Source organism: Pseudomonas sp. H3_E07 (assembly GCF_054668895.1).
Genome location: NZ_CP162795.1, coordinates 451,213 through 467,897, shown reverse-complemented (window position 1 = coordinate 467,897; position 16,685 = coordinate 451,213). Strand labels below are relative to the sequence as shown.

Here is a 16,685-nt window from a genome sequence, read left to right as displayed (position 1 = left end):
GGTGTAAACCGTACGCGGGGCTTGTACGGGTGTGCTTGGTTGGGCCTACCAGCTGAATTTCAGCTCGACCCCCAGGTAATTGCTGTCATCACCACCGGCATCACGCAGGGTCTGGCCGACGTCGTAGTGCACGGCCTCGACGGCGCCGGTGAGGTTGGGGCTGAACACATAGTCGGTGCGCAATTGCGCGTAGGCACCGGTCCAGCGATCACCCTGGCCTGCGGTGCCGGCCACCGGCAAGTTGGGCTGGGTGTACACCGCATCGCTGGTGGTTTGGCGCCAGAGCAGGCCGATGGCGGTTTGCACGCTGAGCTTGTCGATCGGCTTGACGGTGATCGACGGCTTGACGTGAATCAGGTTGCTGTAGCCCGTGTAGCCCGCCAGGGAAAAGTAGTAACCGTTGGGGAACAGCGGGTTGAACGTACCGACAGTGCCATCCCCAGTCTTACGGTCGCCCGAGGCGATGTCCAGTTGCAGGCCCAGGCGCGGTTTCCAGGCCAGGCTGTCGAAGGTATAGCCGGTGCGACTGCCACCGGCCCAGGCGCGGATATCCTTGTTGCCCACCGAACCACTTTGCAGCATCGCTTCGACGTCCCAGTCAAAGCCCATGGCCGCGCCGCCCAGGCGTGCGTCGAACAGGTGGCGGGTTTCGTCGCCGTCTGCGTCCAGGTAATGCGCCGCGCTGCGTTCATACACGCCGTAGTAGGCCGACAACTCGTTCTTGCCGCCCACCAGGCGCTCGACCCGCACCATGTGGAAGCGCGCGTCGCTGTTGGACTTGTCGTCGAAATGCCGCCCGTCCTGATACTGCACCGGCTGGCTGGCAATCCCGATAATGCGCCAGTTGGATGTCTCCCAGTCGGCCCACAGCGCATCGAAGGATTGCCGCACATTCGGACCGTCCCGCGATGAGATGAAGCGCTGCAGGTCGAAGGCGAAATCCTGACGCCCGACACGTGCCTTCAGCGTGCCGCTGCTGAAGGCATTGACGTACTCGGCAAAGGCCAGGCGCAGGTCGACGCGATTCTGGTCGGCGCCGCCGATCGTCGTCTTGTCATACGCACGCACATCTTCGAGCTGGGTGAACACTCGCCAGTTTTCGTTCAGATGCAGGTCGGCATGCACCTGGAAGCGTTGGATCAGGTAGCGATCACGCTTCACATCGCGCACGCCGAAACCACTGGCATCGTTCATCTCGAAGCGCTCGCGCAGGGTCGCGCCCAGAGACAGGTAGGTAAACGGGTTGGCACCTGACAACGGGATGTACTTCAAGCTGTCCAGCGGTTGCGTGCGCAGCGCCGGGTTTTGCAGTACCGACCAGTCTTCCTGCCAGCGATTGGCCTTGATGGCCGGGCGTGTCGCTTGCTCATCGGCGTGGACGCTGCCGGCGAGCAGCGGCCACAGCACGGCCAGGCCCCAGCCTGTGCGACGGGTCATTTTGCCGCGTTGAGTTGATGGATCTCGGCGACGTAACCGCCCGGGAACTCGACCAACGCACTGCGACGGTCTTTACTGTCGAAGGCGGGCACCACCACTTTGGCGCCGGAGCCGGTGGCCTTGCCCAAGGTGGCCGTCAGGTCAGCCACTTGATAGCCGGTGGTTTCATGGCCGAACGGGTAGGGCAGTTGCCCGTTGGTGACCAGCACTGCCATGCGCCCGAACGGCGACTCGATGTCGACACGACGATAGCTGCCGCTGGCTTGACCGATATCCACGCCACGCGCGTGTTTGTCATCGGCCAGGACTTTGCCGTGGGAGAAGCCCAGGAACGACTTGATAAAGCTGTCGGCACGGTCGGGGCTGAGGTACACGCGGTTTTCCGGCACGGTCTGGAACGCGGCGTAATCCGGGGTCTTGGTGTGCCAGTAGAGCTGCATGTTCACGCCGCCTGGCCACTGCACCACCGCGTCACGCCCGATCGGATCCGGGAAGTCGCTGACGATCACCGCCGCACCGTTTTCCCGGGCCGCCTTGAGTGCCAGGTCCATGTCCTTGACCAGGTAACCGTTGCGCTCCTGGCCGAACGGGTGCGGGATTGGCGTAGTGAAACCAAACAACGACACCGTGCCCGCCGGGGTTTGCAGCAATTGCGAGGTGGTGCTGCTCGGCACCGGCAGTACATTTACTACCACCTGGGGGGTGCTTTTGCCGCCGAAGGTGGCCAGGAAACTCTGGGCAAAACGGTCGACATCGGCCGGTGCTACGTAAACATGGCTGGTGTCGTATTGCGGTGCCACGGCCACTGCGGGCGTTGCCGCGAACGCACTGCCCATCATTTGGCCGGCCAGCAGCGTCAGTGCCAGGGAAACCTTCATCACTCGTTTACACATGCCCACTCTCCAGCACTGTCTATCGGATCGAAGCCATGAGCTTAGGGACGAGGCGGCGGTGCGAATTGTACAGGCGTGCTTGATTGAACGATTCAGCGTCTATGCTAGTCATCTGACTTCAAGCATCCGATTACACAGGTGAACGTAATGGCCAAGACTTACAGCTACGCCGCCCAGAATGCCAAGGATTCCCTCAAGCCCTTTACCTTCGAGCGCCGTGCGCCGGGGGCGGATGACGTACAAATCGATATTCTCTATTGCGGCGTGTGCCACTCCGATCTGCACACCGCCCGCAACGAATGGAACAACACCCTGTACCCCTCTGTGCCCGGCCATGAAATCGTCGGCCGTGTCACGGCGGTGGGCACCGATGTCAGCATGTTCAAAGTCGGTGATTTGGCCGGTGTCGGCTGCATGGTCGACAGCTGCCAGCACTGCGCGTCCTGCGCCGAGGGCGAGGAGCAATACTGCGAGAACGGCTTTACCGGCACCTACAACGGCCCGGTGTTCGGCGGTGAAAATACCTTTGGCGGCTATTCGGACAGCATCGTGGTCAAGGAGAAGTTCGTGCTGCGCATCTCCCACGATGATTCCAACCTGGCCGCCGTGGCGCCGTTGCTGTGCGCGGGTATCACCACCTATTCGCCGTTGCATCACTGGAAGGTCGGCCCCGGCAAAAAGGTCGGGGTGGTAGGCCTTGGTGGGCTTGGGCATATGGCCGTGAAGATCGCCCATGCGATGGGCGCGCACGTCACGCTGTTCACCACGTCGCCGAACAAACGTGAAGACGGCCTGCGCCTGGGCGCCGATCAAGTGGTGGTGTCAAAGAACCCGGACGAAATGGCCAAGGTCGCCAACAGCCTGGATTTCATCCTCAACACTGTCGCCGCTCCGCACAACCTCGATGCCTTCCTCAACCTGCTTAAGCGTGACGGCACCATGACCCTGGTCGGCGCCCCCGACAGCCCGCACCCGTCGCCGACGGTGTTCAACCTGATCTTCAAGCGCCGCAGCCTGGCCGGGTCGCTGATTGGCGGCATCCAGGAAACCCAGGACATGCTGGACTTTTGCGCCAGGCACGGGATTGTCTCGGACATCGAAATGATCGACATCCAGGGCATCAACGAGGCGTATGAGCGGATGCTCAAGGGCGATGTGAAGTATCGGTTTGTGATTGATATGGACAGCTTGAAGAAGGAAAGCCACGCGGCCTGATACACACTGCGTGTCCAAAGGTGGGAGCGGGCTTGCTCGCGAAGGGTGGGTGTCAGTTAACGTATGTGTAACTGACCCACCGCATTCGCGAGCAAGCTCCCTCCCATATTTTTTATATGTCTATTCACGGCTCAAGGCCGCTGCGGCTTCACCGACGTACCGAACGTGTTGCCCATACGCACGCTGGTCGCCGCCGGGGTGGCTAAACCGACCTTATTGGGCGGGCGCTTCTCGATGGAAATATTCTGCGCCTCGCGGTTTTTCTGCGTCGCCTTTGTGGCATTCGTGTCATTACCCATCTGTTGGCTAAGGCAGCCATAGTCGGGCGCCTTATAGCCATCCACCGTGACCTCTGCGCAATTGTCGGCATGGGCGAGCAAGGGCAGAGCGGCGCACAGCAACAGGCTGACAAGGGACGGTAACGCTTTCATCAGGGCCTCCTGGCGGGCCCGAAGGAGTGGGCCGATAAGGCTGCAAAGTGTAGTGCAGCAGGCTTCTCATCACCGTGATGTTTTTTTTGCTATCACCGTAACATCAGATTCATAAACTGGCCTCAGGATGACGGTTTTCTAGGGCGCGTCGGCCGTGCAGCGATGCAAAGCAGGGGGTGAACAGGGGGCCTGGAGGCGCGTCGCGTGCGCCCTGGTCTTGCTGTTGCTGCTGGCCGGCGGTCGTCCGGCGCAGGCAGAGTCACCGCTGCTGTCGTTGAATCTGCCGGCGCAAGACCTGGAACACGCACTGCAAGCCTACAGCCGCGCCACCGGGATGGCAGTGCTGGTGGACCGTGAGTTGACGCGGGGCCGGCGTTCCATCGGGGTGCGCGGGCGCTTTACCGCGCAAGAGGCATTGGCGATGTTGCTGACAGGGAGTGGCCTGATGGCACGTTATGCACGCAGCGATGCGTTTACCTTGCAGGCACCGCAAGTCAGCCCGCCGACCACTTCACGTGGTGCGGCGGCACGCAGCGCCGCGCGGATCAACAACAGCTACGCGTCGGCGTTACAGCAAGCCATTGAGACCAGCTTGTGCCGTTCGCCGCTGACCCGGCCCGGCAGTTTTCGTGCGCTGGTGCAGGTCTGGGTCAACCCGGACGGAGTGATCGAACACAGTCGGCTGGTCAGTTCCTCCGGCGATGAACAACGCGATGAAGCACTGGTGCGCAGCCTGAGTGCGGCCCGGGTCGAACGCCCGGCACCCAGCTCGCTGCGCCAACCGGTGACTTTACTTTTGATGCCTGACACAACAGGAACGCGCATGGAATGCACAGCAGCAAAAGGAGCCTGGGGCGGATGAAAGACACCGGGCACAGTACGATGGTCAGCTTGTTCCTGGCGTCCTACGAAGACTTCAAGGTGCGTTTGCGCAAGCGCCTGGGCTCGGAGGACCTGGCCAATGACGTATTGCACGAGACCTACCTGCGGGTCGATCGTATGGAAGTGCCGCCAAACCTGGCGCAACCCAACGCGTACCTGTACCGCATGGCCTTGAACATCGCCGCCGACCGCCGCCAGGCCGACGCGCGTTTGCTCACTGGCAGCGAGGTCGAAGAACTGCTGCAAAGCGCCGACGAAGCCCAGGACCCGTCTCGGGTGGTGGGCGGCCAGAAAGAAATCCAATCCCTGGTCAAGGCGCTGTATGAACTGCCGGCACGCCGCCGCAAAATCCTCATCGCCGCCCGCCTGGAAGAGGCGCCGCACCTGGAAATCTCCCAGCGTTTCGGCATTTCCACGCGTATGGTCGAGAAGGAAATCAAGGCCGCCCTGGGCCACTGTGCCAAGCGCCTGGAAAGAAAAGTGATTCAGCGGTTCGGTCCCGGTGCCGGAAAACCGTCTTAGTGTCGAGTCCCTGATAAATCCGTGAGTACGTGCGCGCTTGAATATTTTTAACCTCTCCACCGCCCGGCCATCCGCCGCCAGCCCCCTGCACGATGAAGCCCGCGAGTGGCTGGTCCTGTTGACCTCGGGGCGTGCCACCGTGGCTGATGCCAAGGCGCTCAAAGCCTGGTGCGCGCAGAGCCCGGAACATGCCCAGGCATTCGAGCAGGCCAAGGCGCTGTGGCAGCAATTGGCCCCGGCTCTGGAGCACGTCTCGCCACCGCGCAGCTTTGGTCGTCGCGCCTTCCTGGGCGGTGCGATCGCCGCATCGGCGGCCGTGGTGATGGTGCGCGTCGGCATACCCGGTGGCTTTGCCGGGCTTACGGCGGACTACCGCACCGAAGTCGGCGAGCAACGCCAAGTGGTGTTGAGCGAAGGGATCAGCCTGGAACTCAATACCCAGACCCGCATCAGCCGGGTGGGGCAGGGCATTGAATTGCTCGAAGGTGAAGTCGAGGTGGTTACCCACGTTGCACAACCGCTCAAGGTCCAGGCCGGCGAGGGCTGGGTGAGTGCGGCGCAGGCGCGGTTCAATGTGCGTCATACCGATCACACGGTCTGTGTCACCTGTATCGAGGGTTCGCTGTCGGTGGACGTTGCCGGCAACAGTGTGAGCCTGGGCAGTGGTCGACAACTGACCTATGGCAGCGCCGGGGTCAGTGAAGTGATCACGGTGGATACCCAGGCAGTGGTGGCCTGGCGTGAGCAGGTGCTGGTGTTCAACAACGCCACGCTGGCGACGGTGGTGGATGAGATCAATCGCTACCGGCCGGGGATGCTTGTGTTGCTGAACAACGAGCTGGGCCAGCGCCGCGTGCAGGCGCGGTTCAGCCTGCAACAGCTGGCCGGGGTGGCGTTGTTGATTCGCGATGCGTATGGCGCCAAGTGTACGGAATTGCCGGGTGGGGTGGTGTTGTTGAGTTAGTTCAACGGCCCCACCACCTGTCGATACCGTTCCACCCCCTGCGGCGTCTGTCGCACCAGGCTGATCTCCAATCCCAGTGGATCCTCGCGACGGTTACCGCTCAACTGCCGCCACCCCTTATCGGCCTCCCAAACCCGCACCTGCAAATCACTGACGCCGGTTAACACCACCACCCCATCCTTTGCCGCCGGCAGAGGAAAGCGGTCCCGCGCTGGGGCCGCTGCCCGATACAGCGAATCGCCCTTGAGCCACCACCGCACCCGTTGCAGCCCATCGCCTGCGACCGGGGCGCTGCGGATCACGTCCAGTCGAAAACCCTTACTGTCGGAACTGCGCACCGTGACTGCCGCCAGCCCCTCGGTTTTAGCCGCCCCGTCTTCCGGCGCGCTGGGGAGGGTGAGTTCGACACTGGCCCGTAAACTGATGTCCCGCTGCATCTGGTTCAATGCCCTCAGCAGCACCTCGGTCTGTTCCGTACTGGCCTGCAAGTGCTGATCGGCGCGGGTAACGCTGTCCAGGCCGCGCCAGGCGATCAAGCTGACCAATGCCATGAGCATGATCGCCACCATCACTTCTATCAGCGTGAAGCCTTGCTGGGACTGATTCATGGCAGGCGCTCCACGCGCATCAAACCGGCGGCGTCGCGTTGCAGGCTGAGACTGTGTTGCCCATCGGAGAGCACTAACCGCAGCGGCGGGCTGATCCATTCGGCATTCAGTACCAGGGTCTGGCGCGGTTCGATGTTGATCTGCATCGGTGTGCTTTCCCAGAGGCGCGGGCGCAGTTGACTGTCGCCCTGGAAGGATTCCACATGCACCCCATCATCACTGCGACGGTTGAAGCGAAAGCCCTTGGCGTCGGCGCGCCAGGTGATGGGGCGACCATCGGCGTGGGCTTCGGCCTGGGCCACTTGCAGCAGTTGGCTCAGGCGCTCGGCGTCCTTGCGCAGCAGGTGCAGTGGGTCAGGTTTGATCGTGAGGCTGATGGCGGCGCTGGCGATGCCGATAATCACCAGCACCACCATCAACTCGATCAGGGTAAAACCTTGCTGTTTCATCACGGGCTTCCTGGAGAACTGGCGAGTCTGTGAAATAAAAGCGTGCGAATTGACCTGTAGGCTGGTGCCACGGACAAACAGGAGGTCCCTCCGATGACATTCGCCCATCGTTTCACCCTGGCTCATGGCTTGCAGGCGCTGGGTGTGTTGGCCGCCTTGGCGGGTGTGGCGGTCTGGACGCCGCTGCTCCTCACCAGCGCCGAATCCCACACGCCCCAAGCGACCCCCCAGGCATTGGCGGCACGCAGCGATAACCCGGCGTTGCAATGGTTTTCCAATACGCCGACGGCGCTGCAGGTCAAAGTCACTGGCGTGCTGGCTGGTGCTCGGGGTGCGGTGGCGATCCTCAGCCTGAATGACGGCCCGCCGCGCAGCTTTCTGCTGGGTGAACGCCTCAGCCCAGGCGTACGGCTGACGGCCATCAGAGGCGACGGTGTGGAGATCGAGCGCGGTGGCGAGAAGCTGCACGTCAACCTCGACACGTTGCCGGAGGGGCCAGCGTTGCCGCGCCTCACTCGGCCATGACCTGGGTGTCCAGGCGGGCCAGGGGCGGCGCTTCGCGGCGGGCGTCGAGCACCTGCAGGTTGACTTGAAACAGGCGGCCATCGGCGTTGATGCTCTGCTCACAACGCAGTTTCAAGCGGCCCTGGTCGCACTCGAAGGTCTTCTTGCCGCTGCGCAGGTGCCCCTCCAGGCGCAGTTCCGCCAGGCGACTCTGCGCCGCCAGCAACGCGATGGATTTGTCGCGCAACAAGCCGTTGCTCTGGGTCATCAGCCCCGCCACGCGCACGGCGGCGGCCATGGCCACGGCGATGATCGCCAGCGCCACCAGCACTTCAATCAGGGTAAAACCTTGCTCCTTGCGACGGCCGTACATGGCGCTCTCAAAGCCGGGAAACAGGCCCGCAGACTAGCGCCGGCAGTTGACCGATTGGCGACCGAAACTCCCGAGGATTTTCAATACGACTGACATGTGTTCTTGCAACACTGCGCCACGAATTGCACTCAAGCCAAGGAATGTCGAGATGGATATCGCGCGCCTAACGTCCCCATTGCCAGGCCCTCGCGGGCAGCGTGGCTTTACCTTGATCGAGATCATGGTGGTGGTGGTCATCCTCGGAATCCTCGCGGCAATGGTGGTGCCCAAGGTGCTTGATCGGCCGGACCAGGCACGGGCCACCGCAGCGAAACAGGATATCGGCGGGTTGATGCAGGCGTTGAAGCTCTATCGCCTGGACCACGGCACTTATCCGAGCATGAACCAGGGGTTGAAAGTCTTGGTGGAGCGCCCGGCGGATGCGAAAAACAGCAACTGGCGCGCTTACTTGGAGCGCTTGCCCAACGACCCTTGGGGCAAGCCCTATCATTACCTTAACCCAGGCGCCAACGGCGAAGTGGATGTGTTCTCGCTGGGCGCCGACGGCCAGCCGGATGGCGATGGCGTAAATGCCGATATCGGCTCCTGGCAGTTGTAAGGCCGGCCATGAAACGGTATTCGCCCGCAGCGGCGAAGCAGCGCGGCATGGCGATAATCAGCGCCTTGCTGATCGCCGCGGTGGTGGCGGTGCTGGCCGGTGCCATGCTCACGCGCCAGACCGTGTTCACCCGCAGCCTGGAAGCCGAGCAGTTGCGCATCCAGGGCCAGTGGCTGTTGCAGGGTGGCCTTGAACGCAGCCGCCAGATGCTCTGGGACGCGCGCCAGAAGGACGTGCTGACCCGCCTCGATCAACCCTGGGCGCGTGCCCAGGGTGGCGCATTTGAGGGGCGGATTGTGGACGAGCAGGGCAAGTTCAACCTGCGCAATCTGGTCAATCGCCAGCAGGTGGACAGCGAGCAATTGCAGAGTTTTGAGCGACTGTGCCGACTGATAGGTGTCGATCCGACGGTGAGCCGGCGTATCAGCCAGCGGGTGATCGCCTCCTATGAACCGCCCGCCAAATACCCGATGCTGCGCAGCCTGGATGACTTGAGCGGGATCGAAGGCCTCGACCCCAACCTGTTGCAGCGCATGCAGGCCTATATCAGCGTATTGCCCGGTCCTACCTGGGTCAACGGCAACACCGCCAGCGCCGAAGTGCTCAGTGCGGTGGTGCCGCAGCTCAGCCTGTCCCAGGCCCATGGGCTGGTGGCCGAGCGTGACAGCGGGCATTGGTTTATCAACCGGGGGGATTTCGTCAATCGCCTGCGCTTGCCGCAGGTGGCGGTGGACGCGGTGCAGGTGGGCATTACCAGTGAGTGGTTTCGCCTGCAGGGTCAGGCTCGCCGTGAGCAGCGGCGGGTGACGGTTGATGCGTTGTTGCATCGCCCCGAAGACCGCGAGCCTCGGGTGATCTGGTCGCGGGTGGGCGTATGAAACGCTTGCGCATCGGATTGCCGCCGCTTGATCAATTGACCGCTGAGAGCCAGGTCAAATTTGCCTGGCTGGACCGTGGTGTGGTGATTGAAGAGGGTTATGAAAGCCTGGCGCAGGTGGGTAGGAACCGTCAGGCAGTAGAGTGTTTTCTACACCCTCGCGACAGCCTGCTCACCAGCCTGGAGTTGCCGCCGCTGCCCGCCGCGAAAACCGCAGCCGCCGTGGCCTGCGCTGCGCAGGCGTTGATCTTGGGACCAGTGGAACAGATGCAGGTGGCTCACGGCCCGCGCGAAAGCGATGGGCGTGTGCAGGTCGCCTGGGTGCCCAAGGTCGGGTTGGAGCGGCTCGCGCAGCTGCCACTCAAGCTGCGCGGCCTGTACCCGGCACCCTTCGCCTTGCCGGTGGGCGCCGCGGCGCTGGATGACGGCTATCTGTTGACGCGCGACAGCCTGCAACAAGGCGCGGTGCATCCGCTCGGCTTGCAGGCGCTGGATGTGCAACTGGTAGACGCGGCGCAGCGTTGGAGTGGGGGTGTTCCCCATTGGGGCTTGCACGGGCGTCTGCGGCAACCCTCGACCGTTGGATGGGGCAGGGCGCTCGCCTGTGTTGCGTTCGCCACCGCCCTTTGGACCCTCGGCCTCAACCTGTACGCCGCACGTCAGGTGGAGGAAGGCCAGCGACTCAAGGCCTTGATGAGCCAGCAGGTGCGTCAGGCATTTCCACAATTGCCGGTGGTGCTCAACCCTTTGCAACAAGCCCGACAACAGGTGGCCGCCCGCCAGACCGGCGCTGCCGCCGATCCAGGCCAACGCTTCACCAGCCTGTTGCAACTGGCTGGCAGCAACCTGCCGTTCATGGTGGGCAGTGTCGACAACCTGAGCTTTGAACAGGGCCGTTTGCAAGTGGAATTGCTCGCCGACAGTCGTAACCCGACGGCCGAGGGTGAATGGCAGGCCGCACTGGCCCAGGCCGGCTTCACTGCCAGCCGCGATGGCCATGCCTGGACCCTTGGCCCGGCGCAGGCTGCGGAGCAACCCGTAGGTGCCGGCGATGAGTAACGTGCAGCGACTGCGCGGCCAGGCCCAAGTGTTCTGGAGCGGCCTGGCCCTGCGCGAGAAACGCCTGCTCGGCGGCGCCGGCCTGGTCCTGGCGAGCCTGCTGACCTGGCTGGTGCTGGTGCAGCCGGCGTTGAAGAAGATCGATTACTGGCAGGCCGAAATCCCCAAGCTACGTGCTCAGGCCGAAGCCTTGCAGGTGTTGTTGCAGGACGTCGCCGCGCCGAGGCAGGGCGACGAAACCGCGCTGCGTCAAGCCCTGGACAACGCCGGCTTGCACGGCCATTACCAGTTGCAGGCGCTGGAACCCGGCGGTTGGCGCCTGACCTTCGACAACGCCCCGGCCGAGGCGGTGCTGGGTTGGCTGCTGGGCAATGCCCGTTCGTTTTCCCTGGAGGTGTCCGAGGCGCGTTTGCAGCGTGCCGTCGATACCGTCGATAACTCGGCCGGCACTGTGTCCGGGACCGTTCGCATGGATCAGGCGCTTGGCGCTAAGGAAGCTTCATGAAGTGGTCAGTCCCGCCTTTCCGTATGGTTGCACCCCTGCTGGTACTGGCGTTGAGTGCGTGCAGCAATCCGTCAACTGCACCCTTGCTGGTGGACAGTGAACTCGGCCAACCCCTGGCCGACACGCGTCGTAGTGGCGAGACCGTGCTGGATCGCCAGAGTGAACCTGCACCTAAACCTCCCGTACAACACCGAGTCACCAACAGCGCACGTGGCCACGCCCCAGCGGTGGTCAAGGCACGCAACCCGCTGGGTGACCAGCCCGTACAGCTCAACTTTGTCGACGCGGATATCCAGGCGGTGGTGCGCGCACTGTCCCGTGCCACCGGCCAGCAATTTTTGGTGGACCCTCGCGTGAAGGGTAATCTCACCCTGGTCAGCGAAGGCCAGGTACCGGCGCATCAGGCCTATGACATGCTGCTGGCGGCGCTGCGCATGCAGGGCTTCAGCGTGGTCGATGTGGGGGGCGTCGCCCAGGTGGTGCCTGAGGCCGATGCCAAGCTGCTCGGCGGGCCGATCTACACGGCCGGCAGCAGCGGCATGCAGACGCGTACCTTCCGCCTGCAATATGAAAACGCAGTCAACCTGATCCCGGTGCTGCGCCCCATCGTGTCGCCGAACAACCCGATCAATGCCTACCCCGGCAATAACAGTATTGTCATCACCGATTACGCGGAAAACCTCGCACGTGTCGCGCAGATCATCAACGGCATCGACACCCCCAGCGCCATCGACACCGATGTGGTGAGGGTGCAGAACGGCATCGCCGTGGACATCGCCGCCATGGTCTCCGAGCTGTTGGAGACCCAGGGCGCCGACCAGACCCAGAAGATCAACGTGATCGGCGACCCACGTTCCAATTCGATCATCATCCGCTCCGGCAGCCCGGAGCGCACCGAGCTCGCGCGCAACCTGATCTACAAACTCGACAACGCCCAGAGCAATCCGAGCAACATGCACGTGGTGTACCTGCGCAACGCCCAGGCGGGCAAGTTGGCCCAGTCGCTGCGTGGGTTGCTGACCGGTGAAAGCGATTCCGGCGTCAGCGACGATGCCCGTGGCAAGCTCAGTGCCATGGGCGGCAATGGCAAAAACACCGAAGGTACGAGCAATGCGCAAAACAGCAGCGGCACGCCCACCGGCAGCGGCGCGCAGTCAGGTTATGGCCCGTCCACCGGTTCGACGACGGGCACCAGTGGTACCTCCCAGGATCAGGACACTTCGTTCAGTGCCGGTGGCGTGACAATCCAGGCCGACGCCACCACCAACACCCTGCTGATCTCCGCGCCGGACCCGTTGTACCGCAACCTGCGCGAAGTGATCGACATGCTCGATCAGCGCCGCGCCCAGGTGGTGATCGAAAGCTTGATCGTGGAAGTCGGCGAAGACGATGCCACCGAGTTCGGCGTGCAATGGCAGGCCGGCAACCTCGGTGGCAAGGGAGGGTTTGGCGGCGTCAACCTGGGGGGCAGCGGTGTGAACAGCACACCTACCAGCAAGACCAGCATCGACGTACTGCCCAAGGGCCTGAACGTGGGCCTGGTCGATGGCACCGTGGATATTCCCGGCATCGGCAAGGTGCTCGACCTCAAGGTGTTGGCCCGCGCGTTGAAGAGCAAGGGCGGTACCAACGTGCTGTCCACGCCCAACCTGCTGACCCTGGATAACGAGGCCGCAAGCATTTTTGTAGGGCAGACGATTCCGTTCGTCACCGGCAGTTATGTGACCGGCGGCGGGGGCACGAGCAACAACCCGTTCCAGACCGTGCAACGTGAAGAGGTGGGGCTCAAGTTGAATGTGCGGCCGCAGATTTCCGAGGGCGGTACGGTGAAGCTGGATATTTACCAGGAGGTCAGCACCGTGGATGAGCGGGCTTCGGTAACGGCGGGGACGGTGACCAATAAGCGCGCTATCGATACCAGTATTTTGTTGGATGACGGGCAGATCATGGTGCTTGGCGGGTTGCTGCAGGATGGGTATAGCCAGAGTAACGACGCGGTGCCGTGGTTATCGGATATTCCGGGGTTGGGGGCGTTGTTTCGTAATGAGAAGCGCAGTGTGAGCAAGACCAACCTGATGGTGTTTTTGCGGCCTTACATTATTCGGGACAGTGGGGCGGGGCGCAGTATTACGTTGAACCGGTATGAGTTTATGCGCCGGGCGCAGGGTGGGTTGCAGCCGGAGCATAGTTGGGCGATGCCGGATGTGCAGGCGCCGCAGTTGCCTTCGGTGGAGAAGGCGATTCCTGGGCAGCAGGGGCCTCGGGCGGTGATAAGGGCGGTGCCGCAGTGAGCGCCGGGTACATATGCGTTGCCGCGAGGTGGGCGCTGGCTTGCCTGCGATGGCATCAACGCGGTGTTTCTGATGGACCGAGGTGCCTGCATCGCAGGCAAGCCAGCTCCCACAGAAAAGCAATCTGCGGTACACAAAAAACTGCTTTTGATTTTAGGCGCACCGTCAAACACGCTGGCCGGAATTCGGCAGGGGTTACGGGCACATCGAGTCTAGGCGAGGTGCCGAGTGTTGGGGCAGGAGCCGTTTGCTTACTGTGGGGCTTTTCCACAGTGACCCGCCGTGAGGGCGGAACCCTAAGCCGCCGTTACCGCAGCAACGGATATGTACACCCCTCCAAAGGGCAAACCCAATGAGCCTATTGCCGTACGCCTGGGCCAAATCCCAACGCATCCTCCTGCGCCCCGGCGACCAAGGCATGCTACTGACGGTTTGCCCCTCAACCCCCGGCTGGTCGATCAGCGAAGTCCACCGCCAATTCGGCCAAACCCACCTCGAACAAGTACGCGATGACGAACTCGACGGCCTGCTCACCAGTGCCTACGCCGACACTGGTAGCGCCGCCGCCGTCGTCGGCGCGGCTGAAAACGAGGTAGACCTCGACCGCCTGATGCAAGATATGCCTGAGATCACCGACCTGCTCGACACCCAGGACGGCGCGCCAGTCATCCGCATGATCAACGCCTTGCTCACCCAGGCCGCCCGGGACGAGGCCAGCGACATCCACATCGAACCCTACGAAACCCACTCCGTAGTGCGCTACCGCGTCGACGGCACCCTGCGTGACGTGGTGTCGCCACGCAAGGCGTTGCATGGCGCGCTCGTGTCACGGATCAAGATCATGGCCCAGCTCGATATTGCCGAAAAACGCCTGCCCCAAGACGGTCGTATTGCCCTGCGCGTGGCCGGGCGGCCCATCGACATTCGGGTGTCCACGGTGCCCACCGGCCATGGCGAAAGAGTCGTCATGCGCCTGCTGGACAAACAAGCTGGGCGCCTGCAATTGGAGACCCTGGGCATGGCGCCGCAATTGCTGGCACGCCTGGATACGCTGATCCGCCAACCCCACGGCATCGTGCTGGTCACCGGCCCCACCGGCAGCGGCAAGACCACCAGCCTGTATGCCGCCCTGGCGCGGCTGGACGCGAGCACCAGCAATATCCTTACCGTGGAAGACCCGGTGGAGTACGACCTGCCGGGCATCAGCCAGATCCAGGTCAACGCCAAGATCGACATGACCTTCGGCCTGGCCCTGCGGGCGATCCTGCGCCAGGACCCGGACATCATCATGATCGGCGAAATCCGTGACCTGGAGACCGCACAAATCGCTGTGCAGGCATCACTCACGGGTCACTTGGTGCTGGCGACCTTGCACACCAACGATGCGGTGTCGGCGGTCAACCGGCTGATTGATATGGGCGTCGAACCGTTCCTGTTGGCGTCATCGTTGCTCGGCGTGTTGGCCCAGCGCCTGGTGCGGCGCCTGTGCCCGCACTGCAAGCAGGAAGACCCGTCCGCTCCCGGTACTTGGCGCCCTGTGGGCTGCGCACAGTGCAACCAGATCGGCTATAGCGGCCGTACCGGGATCCATGAGTTGTTCTGCGTCGACGACGATGTACGCAGCCTGATCCACCAGGGCGCCAACGAGCAGGACCTGCGCCTGGCCGCCCGTCGCGCCGGGATGTTCAGCATGCGTGAAGACGGCGAGCGCTGGGTGCACAGCGGCGCCACCGCGCCGGAAGAAATCCTGCGTGTAACACGGGACGCCTGATGAATCGCTATCGCTATGAGGCCGCCGATGCCAACGGCAACGTCGAGGCCGGGCATGTGGAGGCCGACAGCCAGAGCGCGGCGTTTGCCAACTTGCGTAGCCGAGGCTTGACGGCGTTGCTGGTGCAGATCGAGGGTAATCAGCACGCCGCGGCCGGCAGCAGCCTGTTCACTGCCAAGCTGTCGGACAACGACCTGGCCTGGGCCACGCGGCAACTGGCAAGCCTGTTGGGCGCGAGCCTGCCGTTGGAAGCCGCGTTGAGTGCCACGGTGGAGCAGGCCGAGAAAAAACATATCGCCCAGACCTTGAGCGCGGTGCGCGCCGATGTGCGCGGTGGCATGCGCCTGGCGGATGCGTTGGCGGCGCGGCCACGGGATTTTCCGTCGATTTATCGCGCGCTGATTGCGGCGGGGGAGGAGTCCGGCGACCTGGCCCAGGTGATGGAACGCCTGGCCGACTACATCGAAGAACGCAACAACCTGCGCGGCAAGATCCTCACCGCGTTTATCTATCCTGGCGTGGTGGGGTTGGTGTCCATTGGCATTGTGATTTTCCTGTTGAGCTATGTGGTGCCGCAGGTGGTCAGTGCGTTCTCCCAGGCGCGCCAGGATTTGCCCGGGTTGACCCTGGCGATGCTCAATGCCAGCGATTTCGTCCGCGCCTGGGGTGGGTTGTGTTTTGCCGGGATGGTCGGTGGTTTCTGGAGCTGGCGCCTGTATTTGCGCAACCCGGTGGCACGTTTGAGTTGGCATAGCCGGGTGTTGCGCTTGCCGCTGATCGGGCGTTTCGTGCTGGGCCTGAACACTGCGCGGTTCGCCTCGACCCTGGCGATTCTCGGCGGTGCCGGGGTGCCGCTGTTGCGCGCCCTGGAAGCGGCGCGGCAGACCCTGTCCAATGATCGCCTGAGCCAATGTGTCAACGACGCCACCGCCAAGGTGCGCGAAGGCGTCAACCTGGCCCCGGCGCTGGCGGTGGAAAAGGTGTTCCCGCCGGTGTTGATCCACCTGATCGCCAGCGGTGAAAAGACCGGCGCGTTGCCGCCGATGCTGGAGCGTGCGGCGCAGACCCTGTCGCGGGATATCGAGCGCCGGGCCATGGGCATGACCGCGTTGCTGGAGCCGTTAATGATTGTGGTAATGGGCGCCGTGGTGTTGGTGATCGTCATGGCGGTGCTGTTGCCGATCATTGAAATAAACCAGCTGGTCACCTAGCTCACCCGACCGACCTCGGGTGCCTTGTAGCGTCACATTTTCACACCCTGCGCGGCCTCCAGCCACGCCTGCTGAAACCTCGCTGTCACCTGCGC

At 63.1% G+C, this 16,685-nt stretch carries 18 protein-coding genes; 12 read left to right on the top strand and 6 right to left on the bottom strand.

Annotation, left to right across the window (positions count from 1 at the left end; translation table 11 throughout):
• Positions 1-45 precede the first annotated feature (45 nt).
• Complete coding sequence (locus AB4O08_RS01955; RefSeq protein WP_460114670.1) at positions 46-1,437, bottom strand: alginate export family protein; 1,392 nt, start codon at positions 1,435-1,437, stop codon at positions 46-48.
• Positions 1,434-2,330 carry a VOC family protein gene (locus AB4O08_RS01950; RefSeq protein ID WP_029529174.1) on the bottom strand — a complete coding sequence of 299 codons (897 nt, stop codon included), beginning with the start codon at positions 2,328-2,330 and terminating at the stop codon, positions 1,434-1,436. Before AB4O08_RS01950 ends, AB4O08_RS01955 begins: the two co-directional genes overlap by 4 nt.
• A gap of 147 nt (positions 2,331-2,477) precedes the next feature.
• Between AB4O08_RS01950 and AB4O08_RS01945 the strand changes: the two genes are divergently transcribed.
• The gene (locus tag AB4O08_RS01945; RefSeq protein WP_047542699.1) at positions 2,478-3,545 is read left to right on the top strand and encodes an NAD(P)-dependent alcohol dehydrogenase; all 1,068 of its coding nucleotides are present in this window, start codon (positions 2,478-2,480) and stop codon (positions 3,543-3,545) included.
• 131 nt (positions 3,546-3,676) lie between these two features.
• On the opposite strand, the gene AB4O08_RS01940 is transcribed toward AB4O08_RS01945, so the two are convergent.
• Positions 3,677-3,976 (bottom strand): hypothetical protein, encoded by a 300-nt coding sequence (locus tag AB4O08_RS01940; protein WP_047542697.1) that lies wholly within the window; start codon positions 3,974-3,976, stop codon positions 3,677-3,679.
• 217 nt (positions 3,977-4,193) lie between these two features.
• On the opposite strand from AB4O08_RS01940, the gene AB4O08_RS01935 reads away from it, so the two are divergent.
• From AB4O08_RS01935 to AB4O08_RS01925, 3 genes are read left to right on the top strand one after another with little or no spacing between them, the layout of a single operon-like run.
• A complete protein-coding gene (locus tag AB4O08_RS01935) occupies positions 4,194-4,838 on the top strand; it encodes a TonB family protein (RefSeq protein WP_010211162.1) in 645 nt (214 codons plus the stop codon).
• Positions 4,835-5,380 (top strand): RNA polymerase sigma factor, encoded by a 546-nt coding sequence (locus AB4O08_RS01930; protein WP_010211161.1) that lies wholly within the window; start codon positions 4,835-4,837, stop codon positions 5,378-5,380. Before AB4O08_RS01935 ends, AB4O08_RS01930 begins: the two co-directional genes overlap by 4 nt.
• Before the next feature lie 37 nt (positions 5,381-5,417).
• Positions 5,418-6,344, top strand: coding sequence for a FecR family protein (locus AB4O08_RS01925; RefSeq protein WP_042571534.1), 927 nt, complete (start codon positions 5,418-5,420; stop codon positions 6,342-6,344).
• Here the strand turns inward: AB4O08_RS01925 and AB4O08_RS01920 are convergent.
• Together AB4O08_RS01920 and gspH are read right to left on the bottom strand one after the other, a co-directional pair.
• A complete protein-coding gene (locus AB4O08_RS01920) occupies positions 6,341-6,952 on the bottom strand; it encodes a type II secretion system protein GspJ (RefSeq protein ID WP_010211159.1) in 612 nt (203 codons plus the stop codon). The two genes, AB4O08_RS01925 and AB4O08_RS01920, sit on opposite strands and share 4 nt — an antisense overlap.
• Positions 6,949-7,401, bottom strand: a complete 453-nt coding sequence (gene gspH / locus AB4O08_RS01915; protein ID WP_045792283.1) for a type II secretion system minor pseudopilin GspH — start codon at positions 7,399-7,401, stop codon at positions 6,949-6,951. Before gspH ends, AB4O08_RS01920 begins: the two co-directional genes overlap by 4 nt.
• 93 nt (positions 7,402-7,494) lie before the next feature.
• On the opposite strand from gspH, the gene AB4O08_RS01910 reads away from it, so the two are divergent.
• Positions 7,495-7,926 carry a type II secretion system protein N gene (locus AB4O08_RS01910; RefSeq protein ID WP_460114669.1) on the top strand — a complete coding sequence of 144 codons (432 nt, stop codon included), beginning with the start codon at positions 7,495-7,497 and terminating at the stop codon, positions 7,924-7,926.
• On the opposite strand, the gene gspI is transcribed toward AB4O08_RS01910, so the two are convergent.
• Positions 7,913-8,278, bottom strand: a complete 366-nt coding sequence (gspI, locus tag AB4O08_RS01905) for a type II secretion system minor pseudopilin GspI (RefSeq protein WP_021493316.1) — start codon at positions 8,276-8,278, stop codon at positions 7,913-7,915. The two genes, AB4O08_RS01910 and gspI, sit on opposite strands and share 14 nt — an antisense overlap.
• Positions 8,279-8,426: 148 nt before the next feature.
• Between gspI and gspG the strand changes: the two genes are divergently transcribed.
• The 7 genes from gspG (at position 8,427) to gspF (ending at position 16,590) form a co-directional block, all read left to right on the top strand.
• On the top strand, positions 8,427-8,876 hold the full coding sequence (gene gspG, locus AB4O08_RS01900; RefSeq protein WP_010211155.1) for a type II secretion system major pseudopilin GspG: 450 nt from the start codon (positions 8,427-8,429) through the stop codon (positions 8,874-8,876).
• Positions 8,877-8,884: 8 nt separating this feature from the next.
• Positions 8,885-9,754: a type II secretion system minor pseudopilin GspK gene (gene gspK / locus AB4O08_RS01895; RefSeq protein ID WP_460114668.1), complete on the top strand. Its 870-nt coding sequence runs from the start codon at positions 8,885-8,887 to the stop codon at positions 9,752-9,754.
• On the top strand, positions 9,751-10,812 hold the full coding sequence (gspL, locus tag AB4O08_RS01890) for a type II secretion system protein GspL (protein WP_460114667.1): 1,062 nt from the start codon (positions 9,751-9,753) through the stop codon (positions 10,810-10,812). Before gspK ends, gspL begins: the two co-directional genes overlap by 4 nt.
• Entirely contained in the window at positions 10,805-11,317 is a 513-nt protein-coding gene (gspM, locus tag AB4O08_RS01885) for a type II secretion system protein GspM (protein ID WP_021493313.1), read from the top strand. The genes gspL and gspM overlap by 8 nt, the downstream gene beginning before the upstream one ends.
• Entirely contained in the window at positions 11,314-13,608 is a 2,295-nt protein-coding gene (gene gspD / locus AB4O08_RS01880; protein WP_460114666.1) for a type II secretion system secretin GspD, read from the top strand. Before gspM ends, gspD begins: the two co-directional genes overlap by 4 nt.
• Positions 13,609-13,960: 352 nt before the next feature.
• Positions 13,961-15,379: a type II secretion system ATPase GspE gene (gspE, locus tag AB4O08_RS01875; RefSeq protein WP_010211148.1), complete on the top strand. Its 1,419-nt coding sequence runs from the start codon at positions 13,961-13,963 to the stop codon at positions 15,377-15,379.
• Positions 15,379-16,590, top strand: a complete 1,212-nt coding sequence (gspF, locus tag AB4O08_RS01870; RefSeq protein ID WP_021493311.1) for a type II secretion system inner membrane protein GspF — start codon at positions 15,379-15,381, stop codon at positions 16,588-16,590. Before gspE ends, gspF begins: the two co-directional genes overlap by 1 nt.
• The last annotated feature ends 95 nt before the right edge of the window (positions 16,591-16,685 follow it).

What these genes read in the sequence shown, in the direction of transcription:
- AB4O08_RS01955 (WP_460114670.1), bottom strand. Translation starts at nt 1,437, where the DNA reads ATGACCCGTCGCACAGGCTGGGGCCTGGCCGTGCTGTGGCCGCTGCTC.
- gspM (WP_021493313.1), top strand. Translation starts at nt 10,805, where the DNA reads ATGAGTAACGTGCAGCGACTGCGCGGCCAGGCCCAAGTGTTCTGGAGC.
- gspI (WP_021493316.1), bottom strand. Translation starts at nt 8,278, where the DNA reads ATGTACGGCCGTCGCAAGGAGCAAGGTTTTACCCTGATTGAAGTGCTG.
- AB4O08_RS01920 (WP_010211159.1), bottom strand. Translation starts at nt 6,952, where the DNA reads ATGAATCAGTCCCAGCAAGGCTTCACGCTGATAGAAGTGATGGTGGCG.
- gspG (WP_010211155.1), top strand. Translation starts at nt 8,427, where the DNA reads ATGGATATCGCGCGCCTAACGTCCCCATTGCCAGGCCCTCGCGGGCAG.
- AB4O08_RS01930 (WP_010211161.1), top strand. Translation starts at nt 4,835, where the DNA reads ATGAAAGACACCGGGCACAGTACGATGGTCAGCTTGTTCCTGGCGTCC.
- AB4O08_RS01940 (WP_047542697.1), bottom strand. Translation starts at nt 3,976, where the DNA reads ATGAAAGCGTTACCGTCCCTTGTCAGCCTGTTGCTGTGCGCCGCTCTG.
- gspF (WP_021493311.1), top strand. Translation starts at nt 15,379, where the DNA reads ATGAATCGCTATCGCTATGAGGCCGCCGATGCCAACGGCAACGTCGAG.
- gspK (WP_460114668.1), top strand. Translation starts at nt 8,885, where the DNA reads ATGAAACGGTATTCGCCCGCAGCGGCGAAGCAGCGCGGCATGGCGATA.
- gspH (WP_045792283.1), bottom strand. Translation starts at nt 7,401, where the DNA reads ATGAAACAGCAAGGTTTTACCCTGATCGAGTTGATGGTGGTGCTGGTG.
- AB4O08_RS01950 (WP_029529174.1), bottom strand. Translation starts at nt 2,330, where the DNA reads ATGTGTAAACGAGTGATGAAGGTTTCCCTGGCACTGACGCTGCTGGCC.
- AB4O08_RS01910 (WP_460114669.1), top strand. Translation starts at nt 7,495, where the DNA reads ATGACATTCGCCCATCGTTTCACCCTGGCTCATGGCTTGCAGGCGCTG.
- AB4O08_RS01945 (WP_047542699.1), top strand. Translation starts at nt 2,478, where the DNA reads ATGGCCAAGACTTACAGCTACGCCGCCCAGAATGCCAAGGATTCCCTC.
- gspE (WP_010211148.1), top strand. Translation starts at nt 13,961, where the DNA reads ATGAGCCTATTGCCGTACGCCTGGGCCAAATCCCAACGCATCCTCCTG.
- gspD (WP_460114666.1), top strand. Translation starts at nt 11,314, where the DNA reads ATGAAGTGGTCAGTCCCGCCTTTCCGTATGGTTGCACCCCTGCTGGTA.
- gspL (WP_460114667.1), top strand. Translation starts at nt 9,751, where the DNA reads ATGAAACGCTTGCGCATCGGATTGCCGCCGCTTGATCAATTGACCGCT.